Origin of the sequence: Enterococcus malodoratus ATCC 43197 (assembly GCF_000407185.1) — a bacterium.
GTDB classification, from domain to species: Bacteria; Bacillota; Bacilli; order Lactobacillales; family Enterococcaceae; genus Enterococcus_A; species Enterococcus_A malodoratus.
In genome coordinates this window covers 1,611,189-1,628,566 of sequence record NZ_KE136481.1, presented here as the reverse complement: position 1 = coordinate 1,628,566, position 17,378 = coordinate 1,611,189, and the positions used below count along the sequence as shown (strand labels likewise).

General features: G+C 39.2%; 11 protein-coding genes. 8 read left to right on the top strand and 3 right to left on the bottom strand.

The window, feature by feature from the left end; translation table 11 throughout:
• Nucleotides 1–2: 2 nt before the first annotated feature.
• Entirely contained in the window at nucleotides 3–1,451 is a 1,449-nt protein-coding gene (gene mafR / locus I585_RS07940; protein ID WP_010742898.1) for a global transcriptional activator MafR, read from the bottom strand.
• A gap of 174 nt (nucleotides 1,452–1,625) precedes the next feature.
• Between mafR and I585_RS07935 the strand changes: the two genes are divergently transcribed.
• Nucleotides 1,626–2,552, top strand: a complete 927-nt coding sequence (locus I585_RS07935; RefSeq protein ID WP_010742899.1) for an aldo/keto reductase — start codon at nucleotides 1,626–1,628, stop codon at nucleotides 2,550–2,552.
• 68 nt (nucleotides 2,553–2,620) lie between these two features.
• Here the strand turns inward: I585_RS07935 and I585_RS07930 are convergent, their stop codons facing one another.
• Both I585_RS07930 and I585_RS23630 read right to left on the bottom strand, forming a co-directional pair.
• Nucleotides 2,621–3,379 carry a LytR/AlgR family response regulator transcription factor gene (locus I585_RS07930; RefSeq protein ID WP_010742900.1) on the bottom strand — a complete coding sequence of 253 codons (759 nt, stop codon included), beginning with the start codon at nucleotides 3,377–3,379 and terminating at the stop codon, nucleotides 2,621–2,623.
• Nucleotides 3,369–4,061 carry a sensor histidine kinase gene (locus tag I585_RS23630; protein ID WP_232089378.1) on the bottom strand — a complete coding sequence of 231 codons (693 nt, stop codon included), beginning with the start codon at nucleotides 4,059–4,061 and terminating at the stop codon, nucleotides 3,369–3,371. The genes I585_RS07930 and I585_RS23630 overlap by 11 nt, the downstream gene beginning before the upstream one ends.
• Nucleotides 4,062–5,267: 1,206 nt before the next feature.
• On the opposite strand from I585_RS23630, the gene I585_RS07920 reads away from it, so the two are divergent.
• The 7 genes from I585_RS07920 (at nucleotide 5,268) to I585_RS07890 (ending at nucleotide 17,180) form a co-directional block, all read left to right on the top strand.
• Nucleotides 5,268–8,300, top strand: coding sequence for a hypothetical protein (locus I585_RS07920; RefSeq protein ID WP_010742902.1), 3,033 nt, complete (start codon nucleotides 5,268–5,270; stop codon nucleotides 8,298–8,300).
• A gap of 1 nt (nucleotide 8,301) precedes the next feature.
• Nucleotides 8,302–9,876, top strand: coding sequence for a SpaH/EbpB family LPXTG-anchored major pilin (locus I585_RS07915; protein ID WP_010742903.1), 1,575 nt, complete (start codon nucleotides 8,302–8,304; stop codon nucleotides 9,874–9,876).
• 19 nt (nucleotides 9,877–9,895) lie between these two features.
• The gene (locus I585_RS07910; protein ID WP_010742904.1) at nucleotides 9,896–11,758 is read left to right on the top strand and encodes a SpaH/EbpB family LPXTG-anchored major pilin; all 1,863 of its coding nucleotides are present in this window, start codon (nucleotides 9,896–9,898) and stop codon (nucleotides 11,756–11,758) included.
• Nucleotides 11,759–11,867: 109 nt separating this feature from the next.
• Nucleotides 11,868–13,073, top strand: a complete 1,206-nt coding sequence (locus I585_RS07905; RefSeq protein WP_010742905.1) for a class C sortase — start codon at nucleotides 11,868–11,870, stop codon at nucleotides 13,071–13,073.
• The gene (locus I585_RS07900; protein ID WP_010742906.1) at nucleotides 13,070–13,924 is read left to right on the top strand and encodes a hypothetical protein; all 855 of its coding nucleotides are present in this window, start codon (nucleotides 13,070–13,072) and stop codon (nucleotides 13,922–13,924) included. The genes I585_RS07905 and I585_RS07900 overlap by 4 nt, the downstream gene beginning before the upstream one ends.
• A 10-nt stretch (nucleotides 13,925–13,934) precedes the next feature.
• Nucleotides 13,935–16,847, top strand: coding sequence for an LPXTG cell wall anchor domain-containing protein (locus tag I585_RS07895; protein ID WP_016249941.1), 2,913 nt, complete (start codon nucleotides 13,935–13,937; stop codon nucleotides 16,845–16,847).
• A 24-nt stretch (nucleotides 16,848–16,871) separates the two neighbouring features.
• Nucleotides 16,872–17,180, top strand: coding sequence for a DUF2089 family protein (locus tag I585_RS07890; protein WP_010742909.1), 309 nt, complete (start codon nucleotides 16,872–16,874; stop codon nucleotides 17,178–17,180).
• The last annotated feature ends 198 nt before the right edge of the window (nucleotides 17,181–17,378 follow it).

Genomic DNA, 17,378 nt, shown 5'->3' with positions numbered 1-17,378 from the left:
ACTTAAAGATACGAATGGGAAGTGAGTTCAGTCAATTGGCTGAGCTCATTTTTTGTTGGAATGGTGGATAGATAGACAACGGGCAATGGCGCCGAATCCAACGGAATATTGGAGAGGATCAAATCTCCGGTTTGAATAATTTCAGCTCGCAGTTGGGACACCTCAAGAGAGACTAAGTTGACGCGTTTACCTAAAAGATCCGTCAGTTCCTGTTGTAAGAATGTTTTCCAAGCAGGTTCACTTTGGAAAATGAAGAAAACTGTTTTCGTATGTGGCTGGATCGAAAAAATCGACTGCTGACTTAAAAGGGAAAAGAGATTAACGAAATATGTCGTATCTCCAATCGTTGAAAACTGCGGCAGGCTATTAAAAAGTGCAGTGCTTTTTTCAGCTAAAACAGCATATTCTTCATTTCGTTGCAGCAATAATTCTTGATACTCTAGCTGAAATTGTTTGGACAGCGCCGGTGATTCAGCATATTTTAGTAGCAACAGTAACAAATTTGTCGATAAGTTTGTCTGCAGCAAGGCTTCCAAGTGCAGCTCTTCAGCGATTTCCTGCACTGTTTGCTGTGCTTTTTCCCGCAGGAGCGGATAGTCTTCACTCAATACGTCAGAAACCTTTTTTCCTAAAGGATTGTTGTAGTTCCAGCTTTCTAAAAAGCAGAAAAAGGCAAAAAAGATTTCTTCATCTTGCAGATAGACGCCTTCTTTTTCATATAGCTCTTTCAGAAGAGGGGCATAAAGAACAAATAATGGGTCATTTAGTTCAAAGCTGAAGTCATCAATGGGGCAACCGGCTTTGATACGAATACTATTGATAAAAAACCAGCAGATTCCAAAAATTTGTTCCGTATCCGCAAACAGGTCCTCAGTGAGTTCTTTCGTCAAGAAGCGCAAATAATGTTCCTCGTGGATCGAGTAATCTTCAAAAAAATAATTGTTGTGGGTGAAGGGCAGCAGCAGTCGATGGAAAAAAATTCGAATGGCGCTTTCTTCTCCAACTAGGTGTGCCTGTGTTGAGGTCAAACGAATTTTAATCTTAAACGGTTGGATTTGACGATTGATTTTGGTCCGTTGCCGTTTGAGTGTTTCATAGGAAACGCCGGTTTCGTCAAGAAAACGCGGGACATTCAGTTCTTTTGTAAATAATAATTTTTTGACCAGCTGCAGGCTGACGGAATGGGGCAGAAAAGCTTCCCAAATATCGTTGGTAAATGAATTATCCTGTGAAATTAAGCGGATACCGCTTTTGTCAGAGTCCAATTCCCATTGTTCTGGCAGATAGTCGCGAATCAGCTGCAAATCAGAAAAAATGGTGCGTTCGGTGGTGCCGATTTTTTCCGCTAATTCTTTAGCAGTTAACTGTGAATGATTAAGCAGCTGCTCTAAAAGCAAAATCTGACGATAAATGTCTTTTTCAGTAATGATTTTTTTCAGCATCGAATACATATAGGGACCCTCCTTTAAAAGTAAGCATACGAAAGAAAGGACGGCTGGGTCAAGTGCCAGCCGTTTCTAGTCTTGATAAGTCCGGATTCTAAGCGCTAGGGATTCTTTTTATCAGCGAAATAGTCTATACTTCTATAGGTAAGAAAAAATGTTTTATCAGAGAGGATGGACACGATGTTACAACGAAAAATCGGCAACAGCTACTGGGAAACTTCAGCAATTGCTTTAGGTATCATGCGAATGTCAGCGCTAACTTCAACTAAGGCAGCAGAGGTTTTGGATACGGCTTTAGAAAATGAGATCAATTTCATTGATTCAGCAGATATGTACGGCGACGGAAAATCAGAATTGGTTTTTGGTGCCGCTTTGAAAGAAGCCAAAATCTCTCGTGACAAATTTTTTATTCAATCAAAAGGCGGCATCGTAACTGGTGATGACAAACGCTATGATTTCTCAAAGAAACATTTATTAGCTTCTGTGGATGGTATTTTAGAAAGAATGGGTATCGACTATTTAGATAGTTATTTGCTGCATCGTCCTGATCCATTGATGGAGCCAGAAGAAATTGCAGAGGCCTTTGATCTTTTACAGGCGAGCGGGAAGGTCCGTCACTTTGGTGTATCAAACTTTAATCCAGAACAATTTCAGTTGCTGCAATCTCATGTGGATCAAAAATTATTGATCAATCAATTGCAATTCTCGATCATGCACACAGGGATGATCGATTACGGAATGCATACAAACATGACCGATACACGCTCATTCGATCATGATGGCGGCGTATTAGAATTTTCTCGTCGGAACGGTGTAACAATTCAAGCGTGGTCACCATTCCAATATGGATTTTTCGAAGGTGTCTTTGTAGATAATGAAAAATTCCCAGAATTGAACGAACTTTTGGCTAAGCTAGCTAAAAAATATGACACGAATAAAAATGCGATCGCGACTGCTTGGATTTTACGTCATCCAGCCAACATGCAGGTGATTCTTGGAACAATGAATCCAAAACGAATCAAAGAAAGTGCAGCAGGCGGCGATGTGACCTTAACGAAACAAGAATGGTACGATGTCTATTTCGCAGCAGGCAATGATTTACCTTAGATAAATAAAAAATAAGCCATGACTAACGATTTTCCATTAGTCATGGCTTATTTTCTCTCTTTTGTGGACTAGGAACAAAAAAGCAGTTTCGATTGTAGGGATTTCAGCTTTCCTTTTTTTCTAACAGAGACAGGAATCGATGTCCCGTTTTCTAAAGTGATCGAATCAAAGTTTTTGGTAATCGAATTGATCGCTTTGTTATTGACCAGAAAGCCTCGATGACAGCGCAGAAAACTATCTTGCAATTGTTCTTCCAAACTATTCAATGTCGTTTGATAAATTAAATAGCTGTTGTGCTTAGTATGTAATGAAAGAACGTGTCCTTTGTTTGATGAAAAATACAAAATATCATCAATAATAAAGGAAGCAATCTCATTTCCTGTATTTAACTTGATGGTTTGGCTGCTAGTCAATGAATCTAACCGCTGCTCAATTGTCCTTAGACAAGTATGAATACGTTCGCGAATATCTAAAGTAGGATCTTTGATAATAAAGTCTAACGCTTGAACGCGGTATTGGAAGGTCAAAAAGCTTAACTCAGACCGAATCGTGATAAAAATGATAAAACCAAACGGATCAAATTTTCGGATTTCTTGAGCCACGGCAAGACCATTGGCCATCTCCGCTTGTCCATCCAAATTAATATCCAAAAAATAAATGTTCCACTGATTTTTTCGATCGATATTCTTTAAAAATTCATCTCCAGAACCAGAGCTGTGAGCTAGTTCCAATTCCCAATCAGAAAATAATTGATAATTCATGATTGCCTGCTCCAGATTTGTTCGCTGTTCTAGGTTGTCTTCTACAATATAAACTTTAATGGCCATGTAAGTACTCCTTTTTTAGAAATAATGTTTGAGAAAATTCTTGTTCGTTTTGGGTCGTTTTCAAAGTAAGCTGATCAGAATGATCTTGTACGATGGAATGAACGATGCTCAATCCCAATCCACGATCTTTTCCTTTAGTAGAAAAATTTTCTTTTTGTAAAAGCAATGGAGAAATTTCGTCGTTCTTGGTTGCGTTGACTAAAATAAATAAGTATTGTTGTTCATCTTCAATGATTGCTAAACGAACATAAGGCTGCTCACTCTCTTCCGCAGCTTCTAAGGCATTATCGATTAAAATACCAAAGATGCGGGATAAGGTCAGCTGGTCAATAGGCAATGACTCAATCGGTTGTTCAATTTCTATATCGAATGGAATGTCCTTTTTTGTCGCGGTCATTATTTTTGTAAAAATTAATGTTTTTAGTTCAGGAATGGCCAAATTTTTTAGTTTGGATATCTCTAAAAAGTAATGATAATCTTCTTCAAAAGTCTGGGTCACACTTTCAAAATATTTTTTTAAATCTTCTTCATCAATAGGGGATTGATAAATATATCCGCCTAAAGAGAATAGCAAGTTGCTAAAATCGTGGTGGTTTTTCCGAATATTTTGAGTCACATTTTCTAAACTATTTACATATTGAGTCAACTCAAATTTTTGTTTTTCTTGTTCTGATAATCTCAATTTTGTCCGCTTGTTTAGAAAAAGTAGAAAAACGAAGGCGCCGATTGCCAGAGTATTGTGTATGACGAGTGTAGTAGCCAAATTGAAGAGCCTATCTACAGGTTCAACAATAAAATAGGCAGACGGAGCTAAACTTCGGATTATTGAGCTGCCTAGATAGTTATCAGATAAGAAAATTACGGAAGAATATCCCGGCTTATTCAATGGTTCTGCAATAGAACAAATTTGAATAAAAAGGAAAAATAGATTCAAAGCGATTGATACTGTCCACAATAAAATCAGGGCGGCTGTTGAGAAGTTTATGACAAATCTTTTGCTCCATACTAAAATTTTTTTTATTAGCGGCAGGAAAATTAATGAGAATAGAAAATACCAGTTGATTATATTTATAGAAAACAAAGGTGTAGTAGAGATATTCAACAAAAAAACGCGAATATATTCAAAGCCCGCGGCCGATAGAATAGTGAAGCAGGTGACTATAAGCAAATCCACTAGAAAAAGACGTTCGCCACGATTAAAAACGATGTAGAGAATCAGTACCATAACAAATTGACAGATAATACTAAAAATATTATGGATAACTAGTATCTCTTGAAAGTATCGGCGAACGATATCATTAAAAATCCACCCCAAGTTATAAGCAGGAATACTTATTAATAGGACGGAATACCTTGAGAATTTAGTAGGAAAGCAGTACTTCAATGTCACCAAATAAACAATCAAAGAAGGCGTCGTTTGAAAAAGATACGTCAAAATAGTACTACTTGTAGACATGTGCTCAGTATAGAAATAAATCATATATAATTCCTTCTGTAATTAATAATAGAAAAATCAAGCTAAAAAAACTTTTAATGAATAATAAGTGATTATCTTTATTGTATAACAGTTAGACTGAAATGAGTATACTTAACAACCATAAATAACTATAATATTTCATTAAAATGACACGACTATTAAAAAAGAAGATATAATTATTCAAATTAACTTAATGATAAATAAAAAATATGATAAAAATTAAAAAAGTGAAAATAGACCTGCGAATAACCAACGTTTACGCTGCATAAACGTTGGTTATTTGTGTTTTTTCGAACGCTTAAACGGCTATATTGCTATTCGCGAATATTTGTAAAGTTCATTAATTAATATTTTATAATAATTCTGAATTAGAAAACATTACAATTTTACGGATGAAATGGGGAGGTAGATATGAAAAAGAATAGAATTAAAGTTCTTTCAATGATAGTGCTGATTCTCAGTACGTACATCATCGGATTTTTCGGTTTGAATTCAGATAAAAATCTAGCAGCGACGACTCTGCAAGACAGTCTGAATATCACCGCTTATACAGCTGAAAAAAGCCCAGGCGGCGGCACTTCATTGGAGACTGGTCAACGCTTGAAGGTCCATATGGAATTTGAGATCGATCCTTTACCAGAAGGAACCAAAGCAGGCGATACCTTTGAAATAAGTGTACCGGATACATATTTGTTTGAATTTCTTGGGACGAAAGGGGTTTTGGGGAATGATCCGTCTGATCCTTATCTCACATATGAAATCAAAGATAATAAAGTGATTTTTACCATTTGTGATGCGGCAGTCGAAGCAGAAAGATTATATGCAGGGGTGCTAGATCTTACGGCGATTGCTCGAAGAACGGGTACAAATATTGATGGTGGAGGAAATGGAGAAGGACCAATCCTAGAAATTACACCAGCACCAGATCCGACCGTCAATCCACCGGAAGATCGGCCTTATCCGGATGAAAATAAGTACCTATATAAGGATGGAAAACAAATAGATGGAGAAAACGGAATTGCCTGGGCGATGCGGGCGAATTACCAAGATTATGGTGCGGCATTCGACAACTACACTAAGGATCAAGGACAAACGAAAATCGTCGACAAAGCTAATGGATTGTTGGTCGATCATTTAACACCCGGCACACATTTTAGAGAAAATTCCTTATGGGTGACTGTACCAAATTACATCATCACAACAGAGGATGCAGGTTCTCGTATGGGAGATCGTCAGTTGGGAGCAAATATTTCAGGTGAAAAACAAAAGGTTCCTTTTGCCGACTTTGTCATTGAAAAAGAAGGAAATGGGAATGCATTTGTAAAACTTGAACAAGGCAGTCGAAGTTATCAGGAGTTTCAAGATTACATTCAAGCTTTCCCAGATGCAAATAGCGGACAACGAGCATACGGGGTATTCAAACATGATGATGGGACAGAGACTGTTTTGATTGCTTTCGGAACAATTCCTGGATCGAATCATTATTATGAAGATTTGCGGGAAAACTTTACTGAGTTTGGTGAAGCAGGAATTCATGATGCAATCGATGCCGATGAATCTTTGTCGTCAAAACAAAAAGAGCAGCTTCATGATATTTATGGTAAAAGTGAGAAAAGTCCTTCGAACGGAGCGATTATTGCTTACGATGTTGCTTTTTTCGTTGATGTGGATGTACCAGAGTATGGTTCGGGGAAATACACGAACGATCTGAAATTTATCTATAACGACAATGATTCAGAGGATACACGCGGAGAATCGGATTTTGAAGCGATCTGGGGCGATGTCAAAGCCGACTTCTTGAAGGTTCGTAAAAAAGTCTCAGGTGATGAAGGGAAAGAGCTCTCAGAAGGAAAAACCTTCACCTTTAAAATCAGAGACCGTTATAACAATGTTGTAGCTTATGGAAAAACGAAAACCGCGGTTACTCATAAAGGGATCGAGGTCGAAGTCGTTTTCTATCGCGACGCTGCCTATACCATCCCAGTAGAGAATGTTAATGAATCTGATCCGAATCATTGGAGTAACTTTTTAGTCGACGGACGTTGGTATTATATCGAAGAAGTCGATGCGGATGGTTATGAAGTGCATATCCAAGATACAAGCGGAAATAAAACAAATCAATTTAAATACGATAGTAAGATCGATCGACATTGGAATTTTATTATCATCAATCAGGAACCAATCAAGCTGGAGGCCGAAAAGAAAATTATCGGAATCGGCAATCTGGCGTCCGATAAAGATTTCGAGTTTGAATTGAGGAGAGATACACGTGATGGATCAGTGGTTGCTTATGGTAAGACAACGATTACGACGACTGATGGAAAAAACAAGAATAAGCCGATCACTTTTTACACAGACAATACGTACACCGAAGAAATCACAAATTGGAAAAAAATGACCATCAATGGTGTAGAGACGGTCATTTTAGAAGACGGTGTGACATATGAATTAGTCGAAGTGGATAGTCAGGGATATAAAGTGACCTATTATACAAAAGATCCTTCTGGCGGTGACCCGGTTGAGGGGAACACTTACACAGCCGATTATGAAAATGGCGGGAAAATCAGCTTTGCGGTTACCAACCAAGATACGTTGGATTTTGAAGCCAATAAAAAAGTGGAAGGAACAGGTTTGCTTACACCGAACAAAACTTACGCTTTTGAGCTGAAGGATCTTTCAAGTTCTGGTAAGCCGGTTGTCGCTTACGGAAAAGTGACGATCAATGAAAAAGGCAAGAATCAAGCCATTGAATTTTTTACCACTAGCGATTACAGCGTAGCGAACAAGATCACCGATTGGGCGAAAATTTTGCACGAAGGCAAAAACTATCAACTAGTTGAAACGGATACGCAAAACTATCAGCCAATCTACTCTGGTGGAACGGGCGACAAGAACAATGAGTTTCAAGTTGTCTACAATGACACGTCCAAAAAAATCACTCTGAATACAGAGAATCAAAATACTTTTGATTTTTCTGCCAAGAAAAAAGTAGTCGGTGATGGTGTGTTTGAAGGCGAGATATTCAAGTTCCAATTATTGGATAGTAAGAATCAAGTTGTTGCTCACGGTAAAGCCGAAGTGACGGCTAAAGATGTCGATGTGCCAATCGTCTTCTATCAAGATCTAGATGATGAAAGTACAAAAATTACTGATTGGACTGACATCTTGACTGAAGGCGAGACGTATCAGCTGAAAGAGGTTGATGATTCAGGTTATGCAGTGACCTATAAAGATCAGGATGGAACGGAAACCAATCAATTCAACGTTCAGTTCAATACGGGGAAATCGATGAGTATTCAGGTAGAGAATCGTCGTGGAAAAGTACCACTTCCAGAAACTGGCGGCGAAGGATTAACCCGACAAGTAACTGTGGCTAGTGCCTTTCTTATCTTGCTGATCCTTATTGGTGGAATCATTGAGTATCGCAGAAAGGCGGGTGCTTAATATGAAGAAACTATCTATTGTACTCTCATGTTTCGCATCACTCATTTTTCTAACCATGAATCTATTTGATTCTCAACAAGCGGAAGCGGCAGAAGCTCAGACCGTTTATCTGCATAAACAAGCAACAAAAACAGATCAAACGAATCAGGGAATGCTGACGGAAAAACAAGGAGTGAATGGCGCGGAGTTCACCGTAGTCGACATTACGCATTTTGTTCGGACGCATTCAACTTCTCATGAAGAGGCATTAGAACAGGCCAAAGGAGTTGCCAAGTCCGAAGTCGCTGGATTAGAGCTTGGTCAAGCAGTACCAAATCGATTAGGGATGGAGGTCGTTGCCAAAGGGACGACGGCAACAACGGATGTTCCGAATAAACAAGGACAGAATGAGGCAACCGATGGTGTATTGAAATTAGCGCTGGCTAAGAAAAATAAGTCTCATGACGCAAGTTACTTATTTATTGAGACCTCTTCTGTGAGTCAGGCTGGACCTAGCGACAATATCATTACGCATTTACCTGTGTCTAATGAACTAAATGATGAGACATCAGCGGATGTACTCCACGTGTATTCGAAAAACGACAGCTTGCTAGAAATACCTAATAAGCCAGATATCAACAAGCAGCTGGCAGAGGATCATTCTGATTTTACTTATGGTGAAGCCATCAACTACGAGATTCAGGTAACAGTTCCAACGGCAATTGGAAACTACCAGTATTTTCAAGTAATTGATACACCGGATGCTGCTTTGCTAGCGGATATTGGTTCAGTAAAAATCATCGACCAAAAGGGTCAGCCAATCGCTGCGGCTAATTATCAAGTAAAAGCAAAAGATAATGGATTTGTCGTTGATTTTGTTCCGAGTGGGCTAGCGGCTTACCGCGATACAAAAATAAAAATTTTCTATCAATTGAAGATCAAGGAAGGTGCCGCGGCAGATACAGATTTTTACAATCAAGCCTTTCTGCACTACCACGATTCATTGAAGGAAGAGGAACTAAAAAGTTCGTCGAAAGAAGTTTTAACAGGGGGTTATCGCTTTGTCAAAGTCGACAAGGATAATCATCAATTGAAATTAAAAGCTGCGAATTTTTTAGTGAAGAACCAAGCAGGCTTCTATTTAACGAAGGAGTATAAGTGGAAAAAATCGGATACCCCAGCAAAAGACGAAGAACTGCTGAGGCTGGTTTCAAATCAGGAGGGCTTGTTCGAATTGAAAGGGTTGGCTTATGGCGACTATCAATTAGAAGAGATCGTCGCACCAGAGGGTTACCGTCTTTTGGAGAAAACGATTGATTTCAAGATTGAAAAGAATACCTACGTGGCTGGAGAAACGACTGGTTTGCTAGAAGTCGTAAATAGTAAATCAACCAAGAATCAACTGGCCGATACCGGAAACAAACAGACAACTGGCGGTGCTGGCAACACGAACCAGGTATCAGGAAGTCTTTCCCGCCGGCTGCCAAGTACCGGGGATCGAAGGTTAGATGTTGGTTTATTAGGACTCTTATTGATGCTAATCGTTTTTGCTACGTATGGTATTAGAAAAAACAGCAACAAGGAAACAACTAAATAGATAAATGGAGGAAATGAAATTGAAAAAGAAATTATTGGTTTTAATGGCGAGCCTTGCAATGGTTTTACCGCTTGCTTTAGGGCTTGGATCTTCGTTAACTGCGGAGGCAGCAGGAACGACGGTGGATATCAAGTTACACAAAAAACGTTTTAGCAGTGCACAAACAGAGATTCAAAATACTGGGGAAGAAATGACACAGTTCAATTCAGCTGCCGGCTTTGGCGGTGTGGAATTCAAAATTTACGATGTGACAGACGCTTTTTATGCATTGCTAAATACAATAAATCCAGCTACTACCGAAAAATATACGATGGATGAAGCTTTGGCAGAAGTTAAAGGAAAAAATTATAGTTCTGAAACACCTGTTGATACGCAAACCACTGCGACCACTGGAACAGTCGGTGACCTGACTTTTGCAGATGTGGATGCTAAAGTTAATGGCAAAAATGCTGTCTACGTAATTGTTGAAACGCCAATGGCCGGTGTATCGACAGCAGACAACATGGTGGTTGCTTTACCAATAAAGAACGCAAGCGATACAACATTAGATACGATCCACCTATACCCTAAAAACGTTGTTGAAACAGCAGGCATCGAAGTAGAAAAGATCTCTAATTTGAAGGATGAAGATGGCAACAAAGTACCGTTAGAAGAAGTGAAATTCGTGATTCACCGTAACGGTGTTTATAAAGCCAGTGGAACGGAATACTTAAGCGGATTTGATGGTTCGGGAACACCAACTTGGTCAACTAATTCGGCAGATGCGTATGAATTTGAAACAGATGCAGATGGTAAGTTCTCTGAAGATCGTTTGTTGTACGGCACCTATTATTTGACTGAGGTTTCAACCATTCATGGTTATGTGATCCAAAATGGGGCAATCAACCAACAATTTACATTAGATGCAACAAATAAATCAAAATCATTCGCAGGTGCGAATGCTATCGAAAACGATGATATTGAAGTGAAGAAAACTAATACGGGCGGTTCAGTCAATGTTGGCGATAAGATCGACTATAAAGTTGAAACAGTCATTCCAAATGGGATTAAAGATCAAATTGATAAAGATGGTGATGGCGTAAATGATGCACCACGCTATGTTAAATATGAAATCAAAGATACGCATGGGGCACATTTAGAATTAGATAATACGACATTAGTATTAACTGATGGCACGACAACCTTTGCTTCACCCGCCCACTATACTCTGGATGAAGCAACACCTGGTGAATTTACAGTGAAATTTACCGCAGCGGGGATTGCGGCAATGGCACCAAATGCGACGTTAACGATGACTTACAAAATGGAGTTATTGCAAACAATCGCACCGGGTGCAGAAGTGAACAATACAGCAAAAGTTGAAACGGATCACGATACAGATACTGGTACCGGTAGCGAAGTTTATACTGGCGGATACAACTTTGTTAAGGTTGATGGTTCAAATGATAACGAAGCATTGGCAGGAGCGGAATTTGTTGTACGCGACGGCGATAGCGATGCAGCGAAATATTTGAAAGTTGACACGAATGGCGAAATTTCTTGGGTAACGAACAAAACGGATGCGAAAGTATTCACTTCAAATGCTCAAGGTTATGTAACAATCAAAGGTTTGAAAGATGGCACCTATTATTTAGAAGAAACAAAAGCACCAAATGACAAATATGTATTACTAGCAAGTCGTGTGGAGTTTATTGTTAATCAAAATTCATTTGATAGTACCGACCCATTGGCAACAGGTACAGCGGAAACAGTTGTTAATAAGCAAAAAGGCAGCTTACCTTCAACTGGTGGTTCAGGAATCTACTTGATGATGGCAGCAGGGGTTGCTGTAATGGCAATCGTAGGGGTAGCTTACCTACGTTCACAACGTAAAGAAGCGTAAACGTTTCGCAGCGAAGGTTTTTGAAGACAGTAACGAAGAACTGTAAAGTCGTTGCTGTCTTCCTTTTTCAAAAAAAATACAACAGTCGTTATTAAGGAGGGGAGTTTTTATGACGAAGCGCAAAGAAAAATCAAAATCGTTGGCCGTGATGATCCAGCGACTCGTTATGCTGCTCTTCTTTCTTTTTGGGCTTGCTTTACTGATTTATCCGTTGGTCAGCCAAGGAATCAATGATTACATTGACCAAAAAACGGTCGAAAGATACCAAAAAGAAGCCTCTCAAAAGAACAAAACAGAGATTGAAAAGCTGCAGAAGCAAATGAAAGCACAAGACGAAAAAGCACAGAAGGAAAAAAATCCCGGATCTGATGGTGAACCCTTCTCGCAGCAGCGCAGAAATAAAGAGAAGAAAAGGAAACCATCGAAATCCTATGTTCAAGAGCACACGACTGGAACAATCATTATTCCAAAAATTGATGTAAAGCTTCCGATTTATGATGTGACGAATGATTTCTTCTTATCAAAAGGGGCCACCGTTTTAGAAGGGACTTCTTCGATCAACGGGGGAACAGGTTCTCACAGTGTCATCTCTTCTCACCGAGGATTAAAACAGTCGAAGCTGTTCACTGATTTGCCCAAATTGAAAAAGAAGGATCAATTTTATCTTGAAGTATTAAAAGAAACCCATGCTTATGAAGTGGACCAAATCAAAGTGATCGAGCCAACAGAGACAAGGGATCTTTTGATTGTTGAAGGGATGGATTATGTGACGCTGATGACGTGTACACCATACGGGGTAAATTCCCATCGGTTACTGGTTCGTGGTCATCGAGTTCCTTATACCAAAGCAATGGCAAAGAAAAAGGACAAGGTAGATGATCGAAAAAAACTTAAGCAAATAGTCATGCTGACGGCGATGATTCTTGGTAGCTTATTGATTGTTTGGATTTTTTATCGGATCATTCGAACCGCACTGATTGGGCGTAGAGAGTATCAGCTTATCTTCTATTTATTGGATCAAAACACGGAGCAACCGATCGTAGGTCAGCCAGTTTATTTGTCAGGCAAGCGTGGAAAAAATCCAATCATAAGTGAAGGGAAACCCGTAGTGGCATTGTCAGATGAAACAGGGAAAGTGGCGTTCTCAAAAATTCCGGGCAAGACTTACGGTTTAAAATTCTCAGAGGATACAGCTGTCTTTGCACAAACAAAAGTGAAGAAACTCAAAGCGTCTTATTTTTCATTAAAACCAAAAACGAAAAAAATCGTCATCAAGGATAAGGATCAAATCTCTGTTTTCAGGAGTGGTATATGAAGGCAAAACTAAAAAGACCGATCATTATTTTACTGTTCGGGGTTATTTTGCTGATTTTAGGACTTAGCTGGTGGAATAGTCAATGGATCATGAGAATCAACGGCCAGAAAATGACAGAGGATGAATATAGTTTTTATCAAAAAAGCAATCCACGGTTAAGTGAAAGAGCTTTGCAGCAAAAGATTGTTGAAGAAAAAGTACAGCTACAGCAAGCAGAAAAACAAAAAATCGATGTGATTTTAGATTATAAATCATTGAAGCGCGAATTGGACAAGATCAATCAGGAAAACGAGCAAAAAATCAAAGAGAACCAAGTCGTGTATGGGTTAAGAAAGTATGATGAAAGGACCTTCTATCGCTACTCTCTAAGTTTGGCTGTCAATGAACTAGAGAAGAAAGAGGCTCAAGAAATCACCGCTAGAATGGCTCGAAGCTACTATAAGAAGCATCAATCAGAATTTAAAGAGATCAATGCGAAGGAACTGTATCGTGTGTCTGGTAAACAAACGACGATTGAACAATTACGCAAAGAAGCAGTTACACAAGAGCAATTGACGGAACGTTCAGATGTTGATGCTGAATCCGTTTCTTTGAACGAGACGACTTTACGAGATTGGATAAAATATCGAGAAGTTGAATTATCTGTAGTAAATGATCTGAAAACAGGTAACTGGAGCGGCATGTTTGAAAATGCCGACAAGTCATGGAGTTATTATTGCTTATCAGACCAAGCAGGTGAGCTTCAATCTTTTGAAACGGTCAAGGAAAAAATTGTCTTGAAATTAGAAAAAGATCACTATCAGGCAAAAGTGAAAAAATGGGTGAAGCAGGCAGAAGTGGAAGTTAAATAGGGAGAAATGAATGAAAAAGAATCAGATATGGTCAGTCGTAGGATTACTGACACTGGTTATTCCAATGCTTTTTGGAATCTTACCGGAAAAAACAGAAGCTGCCGGAGCAGTTTATTATGTAAATGCTAATGACGGAAGTGATAATAACACAGGCTCCTCGCCAGATCAGGCATGGGCCACTTTAGACAAATTAGAAAAAACAAAATTCGAACCGGGGGATACGATCCGTCTGCATGAAGACAGTGTGTTTGAAGATACGCTTGTATTGGATGGAGAAGCGAATGGTGAAGGAGCAGAAGGCGCGCCGATTATTTTAGAAAGTTACGGTGATGCTGGCGGCAAAGCAGCGATCAATGGTAATGGTAAAGGTTATGTCGATCAAATGGAGAAGAAGGATATTTATTCGACAGTTACTTTATACAACGCGAGCCACTGGACGATTCGAGATTTGGCGATCACTAATATCGGTCCGGGTGAGGATATGAATGAGATGTCCAATAAAGATCGTGTTGGACTTTATGTATTAGCCAAAAATAATGGTTTAACGCAAGACATTCATGTAGATAATCTAGATGTCAGTGATGTGAATGGCAGTTGGAATGCCAAGGACATCGGCAATGGGGGAATCTTCTTCACTGTTACAGGAACACCCGCCGGTGAAGTCACGCGCTTCCACAATATCTCAGTGACTAATTGTCAGGTTGAAAATGTGACGCGTACAGGGATCTCTGTTGGGGCGACCGTTTATGGGGATATAATTACTCCTGAAAATGAAGCGACGACGATTGAAGAGAGTAAGATCCAGCAATATGGACATACAGATATTTTGATTGAAAATAATTATGTGAAGCAAAGCGGCGGTGACGCGATCGTTCCACAATTTTGTTACAAACCACTGATTCAGTATAACGTATCAGACACGGCGAGTTTTAGTCACTCAAAATGGGATTTAACCAGTAAAGAGAATGGAACTTGGCAAGTGAACGCAGGGATCTGGCCATGGCTGTGCTACTTCCCGAATTTCCAATACAACGAAGCGTTCAATACTGTCGACAACTATGATGGCGAAGCCTTTGATTGCGATTCTGGTACTGGAACGATCTATCAATACAATTATAGCCATGACAATGAAGGCGGATTTATGCTGATTTGTTCACCAAAAAATTTCGATAGTTTGATCCGCTATAACATCAGTCAGAATGACCGAAAACATCTTTTCCTTGTTTCGAATAGTTTGAATCCAGATTACAACGATCCTCGTTATCCGGGAATTTCAGAGGAAGAGACCGCTAATGTTTATAACAATACGTTCTATACGGGCGGAGGTTTGGATGTCACGGTGATGAGCCAAGAAGAACCAGGCTATGTACGAATGAAGAATAATCTCTTCTATAATGAAGGAACAAATACGACACCATATTGGCAACCCGCCCATTATGGGGATGAACATCCGGCAACGGTTAAATATGATCACAATCTTTATTATGGTTATACTAATCTGCCTAATAATGAAGAAAATCCGATCATCGTTAAGAGTCCGTCTGTAGAATTAACGGGAGCTTATAATGCCATCTCAATTCCTGGTGAACCTCAGCATGAACGAGGTGCAACCGAAGAAGAAGCAGTTGAAGGACAAGTAATGACAGCTCCAGGAACTGGTGGAAATGGAATGAATAGCGTAACGGGGTATCAATTAACCTCGGCGTCACCAGCAATCAATGCAGGAACATCACTTGCTGACAATGGGGGATACGATTATTTCGGAAATGCGCTAGCCGACGGACAGACAGATATCGGTGCACACGAATACAACGGCGAAATCACACCGCCAACAAGCAGTACAGAAGAAAGTAGTTCAACTGAAGAATCATCAAGCAGCGCGGAAGAAAGTAGTTCAACTGAGGAATCATCGAGCAGTACAGAAGAAAGTAGTTCGACTGAAGAATCATCAAGCAGTACAGAAGAAAGCAGTTCGACTGAAGAATCATCAAGCAGCACGGAAGAAAGTAGTTCAACAAAGCCATCTTCATCAAGTACGGAAGAGAGCAGCTCGACAAAACCATCATCAAGTAGTACGGAAGAGAGTAGCTCGACGAAACCTTCATCCAGCAGTACAGAAGAAAGTAGTTCAACGAAGCCATCTTCATCAAGTACGGAAGAAAGTAGTTCAACGAAACCATCTTCAAGTAGCACAGAAGAGAGTAGTTCGACAAAACCATCTTCAAGTAGTACAGAAGAAAATAGTTCGACTGAGGAATCATCAAGCAGCACAGAAGAAAGTAGTTCAACGAAACCATCTTCATCAAGTACGGAAGAGAGCAGCTCGACGAAACCATCTTCAAGTAGTACAGAAGAAAGTAGTTCAACTGAAGAATCATCAAGCAGCACGGAAGAGAGTAGTTCAACGAAACCATCTTCAAGTAGCACAGAAGAAAGTAGTTCAACGAAACCATCTTCAAGTAGCACGGAAGAAAGCAGTTCAACGAAACCATCATCAAGTAGCACAGAAGAAAGTAGTTCAACGAAACCATCTTCATCAAGTACAGAAGAAAGCAGTTCAACGAAGCCATCATCCAGCAGTACAGAAGAAAGTAGTTCAACGAAACCATCATCTAGCGGCACAGGCGGAACTAGCAGTTCAACTGTAGATTCTTCAGAAAATAGTGATAAAAAGGAACCAACAAATGATTCCAAAGGTAAAATAGGCGGAAATGGTACACCGAATACACCGGCTGGAGGTAACGGAGCTAAGGCAGGAAATGCATCGGTTCGGAATTATTCTGTAAACGAGGCATCTGAATCAAGTAAAAAAGAATTGCCTAAGACAGGGAACTCAAGTAATTATTTGCTTATCTGGTGCGGTGTTCTATTGATTATCGGGAGTATAGCATTGATGAGAAAGACAAATATAGTTCGAAAATAATGGTAGAAAGAAATGAGGTACAAAATGGAAAATGAAAACATTCCGCGCTGGTTTTTAGAATTGAATGATGAAGAAATTAAATTCGTAAAAAACTTCTTATTAGCTTCAGGATCAATTAAAGAATTAGCTGGGAAATATTCAACCAGCTATCCAACAATTCGAAAAAAGTTGGATAAACTAATTCAAAAAATTCAGGTAAATGAAAGAAAAGACAATGATACTGTTGTGAAATTGATCAATCAGTTAGAAGAAGAAGGGAAAATCGATCAAGAAATCGCAAAGACAGTTGTACTTGAATATAGTAAGTCATTAAACTGTCTAATTATTGATTAAAGCATAAGGCATATATTATTTCGATGAGTTAAGAACTGTAGACAAATCAAGCTTTAAATCTCGTATTTAGGGATTTAAGCCTGATTTGTCTTTTTTTATAATCCTAAATTAAATTTGTTTTTATTGTTGAAGATAGCAGCTAATAAAAGCTAAAAAGTTCAGCTTACAGGAAAACTTTTATATATTTTAAGGATTTTT

Coding starts and splice junctions, on each gene's coding strand:
- mafR (WP_010742898.1), bottom strand. CDS start 1,451: ATGTATTCGATGCTGAAAAAAATCATTACTGAAAAAGACATTTATCGT.
- I585_RS07935 (WP_010742899.1), top strand. CDS start 1,626: ATGTTACAACGAAAAATCGGCAACAGCTACTGGGAAACTTCAGCAATT.
- I585_RS07930 (WP_010742900.1), bottom strand. CDS start 3,379: ATGGCCATTAAAGTTTATATTGTAGAAGACAACCTAGAACAGCGAACA.
- I585_RS07920 (WP_010742902.1), top strand. CDS start 5,268: ATGAAAAAGAATAGAATTAAAGTTCTTTCAATGATAGTGCTGATTCTC.
- I585_RS07915 (WP_010742903.1), top strand. CDS start 8,302: ATGAAGAAACTATCTATTGTACTCTCATGTTTCGCATCACTCATTTTT.
- I585_RS07905 (WP_010742905.1), top strand. CDS start 11,868: ATGACGAAGCGCAAAGAAAAATCAAAATCGTTGGCCGTGATGATCCAG.
- I585_RS07900 (WP_010742906.1), top strand. CDS start 13,070: ATGAAGGCAAAACTAAAAAGACCGATCATTATTTTACTGTTCGGGGTT.
- I585_RS07895 (WP_016249941.1), top strand. CDS start 13,935: ATGAAAAAGAATCAGATATGGTCAGTCGTAGGATTACTGACACTGGTT.
- I585_RS07890 (WP_010742909.1), top strand. CDS start 16,872: ATGGAAAATGAAAACATTCCGCGCTGGTTTTTAGAATTGAATGATGAA.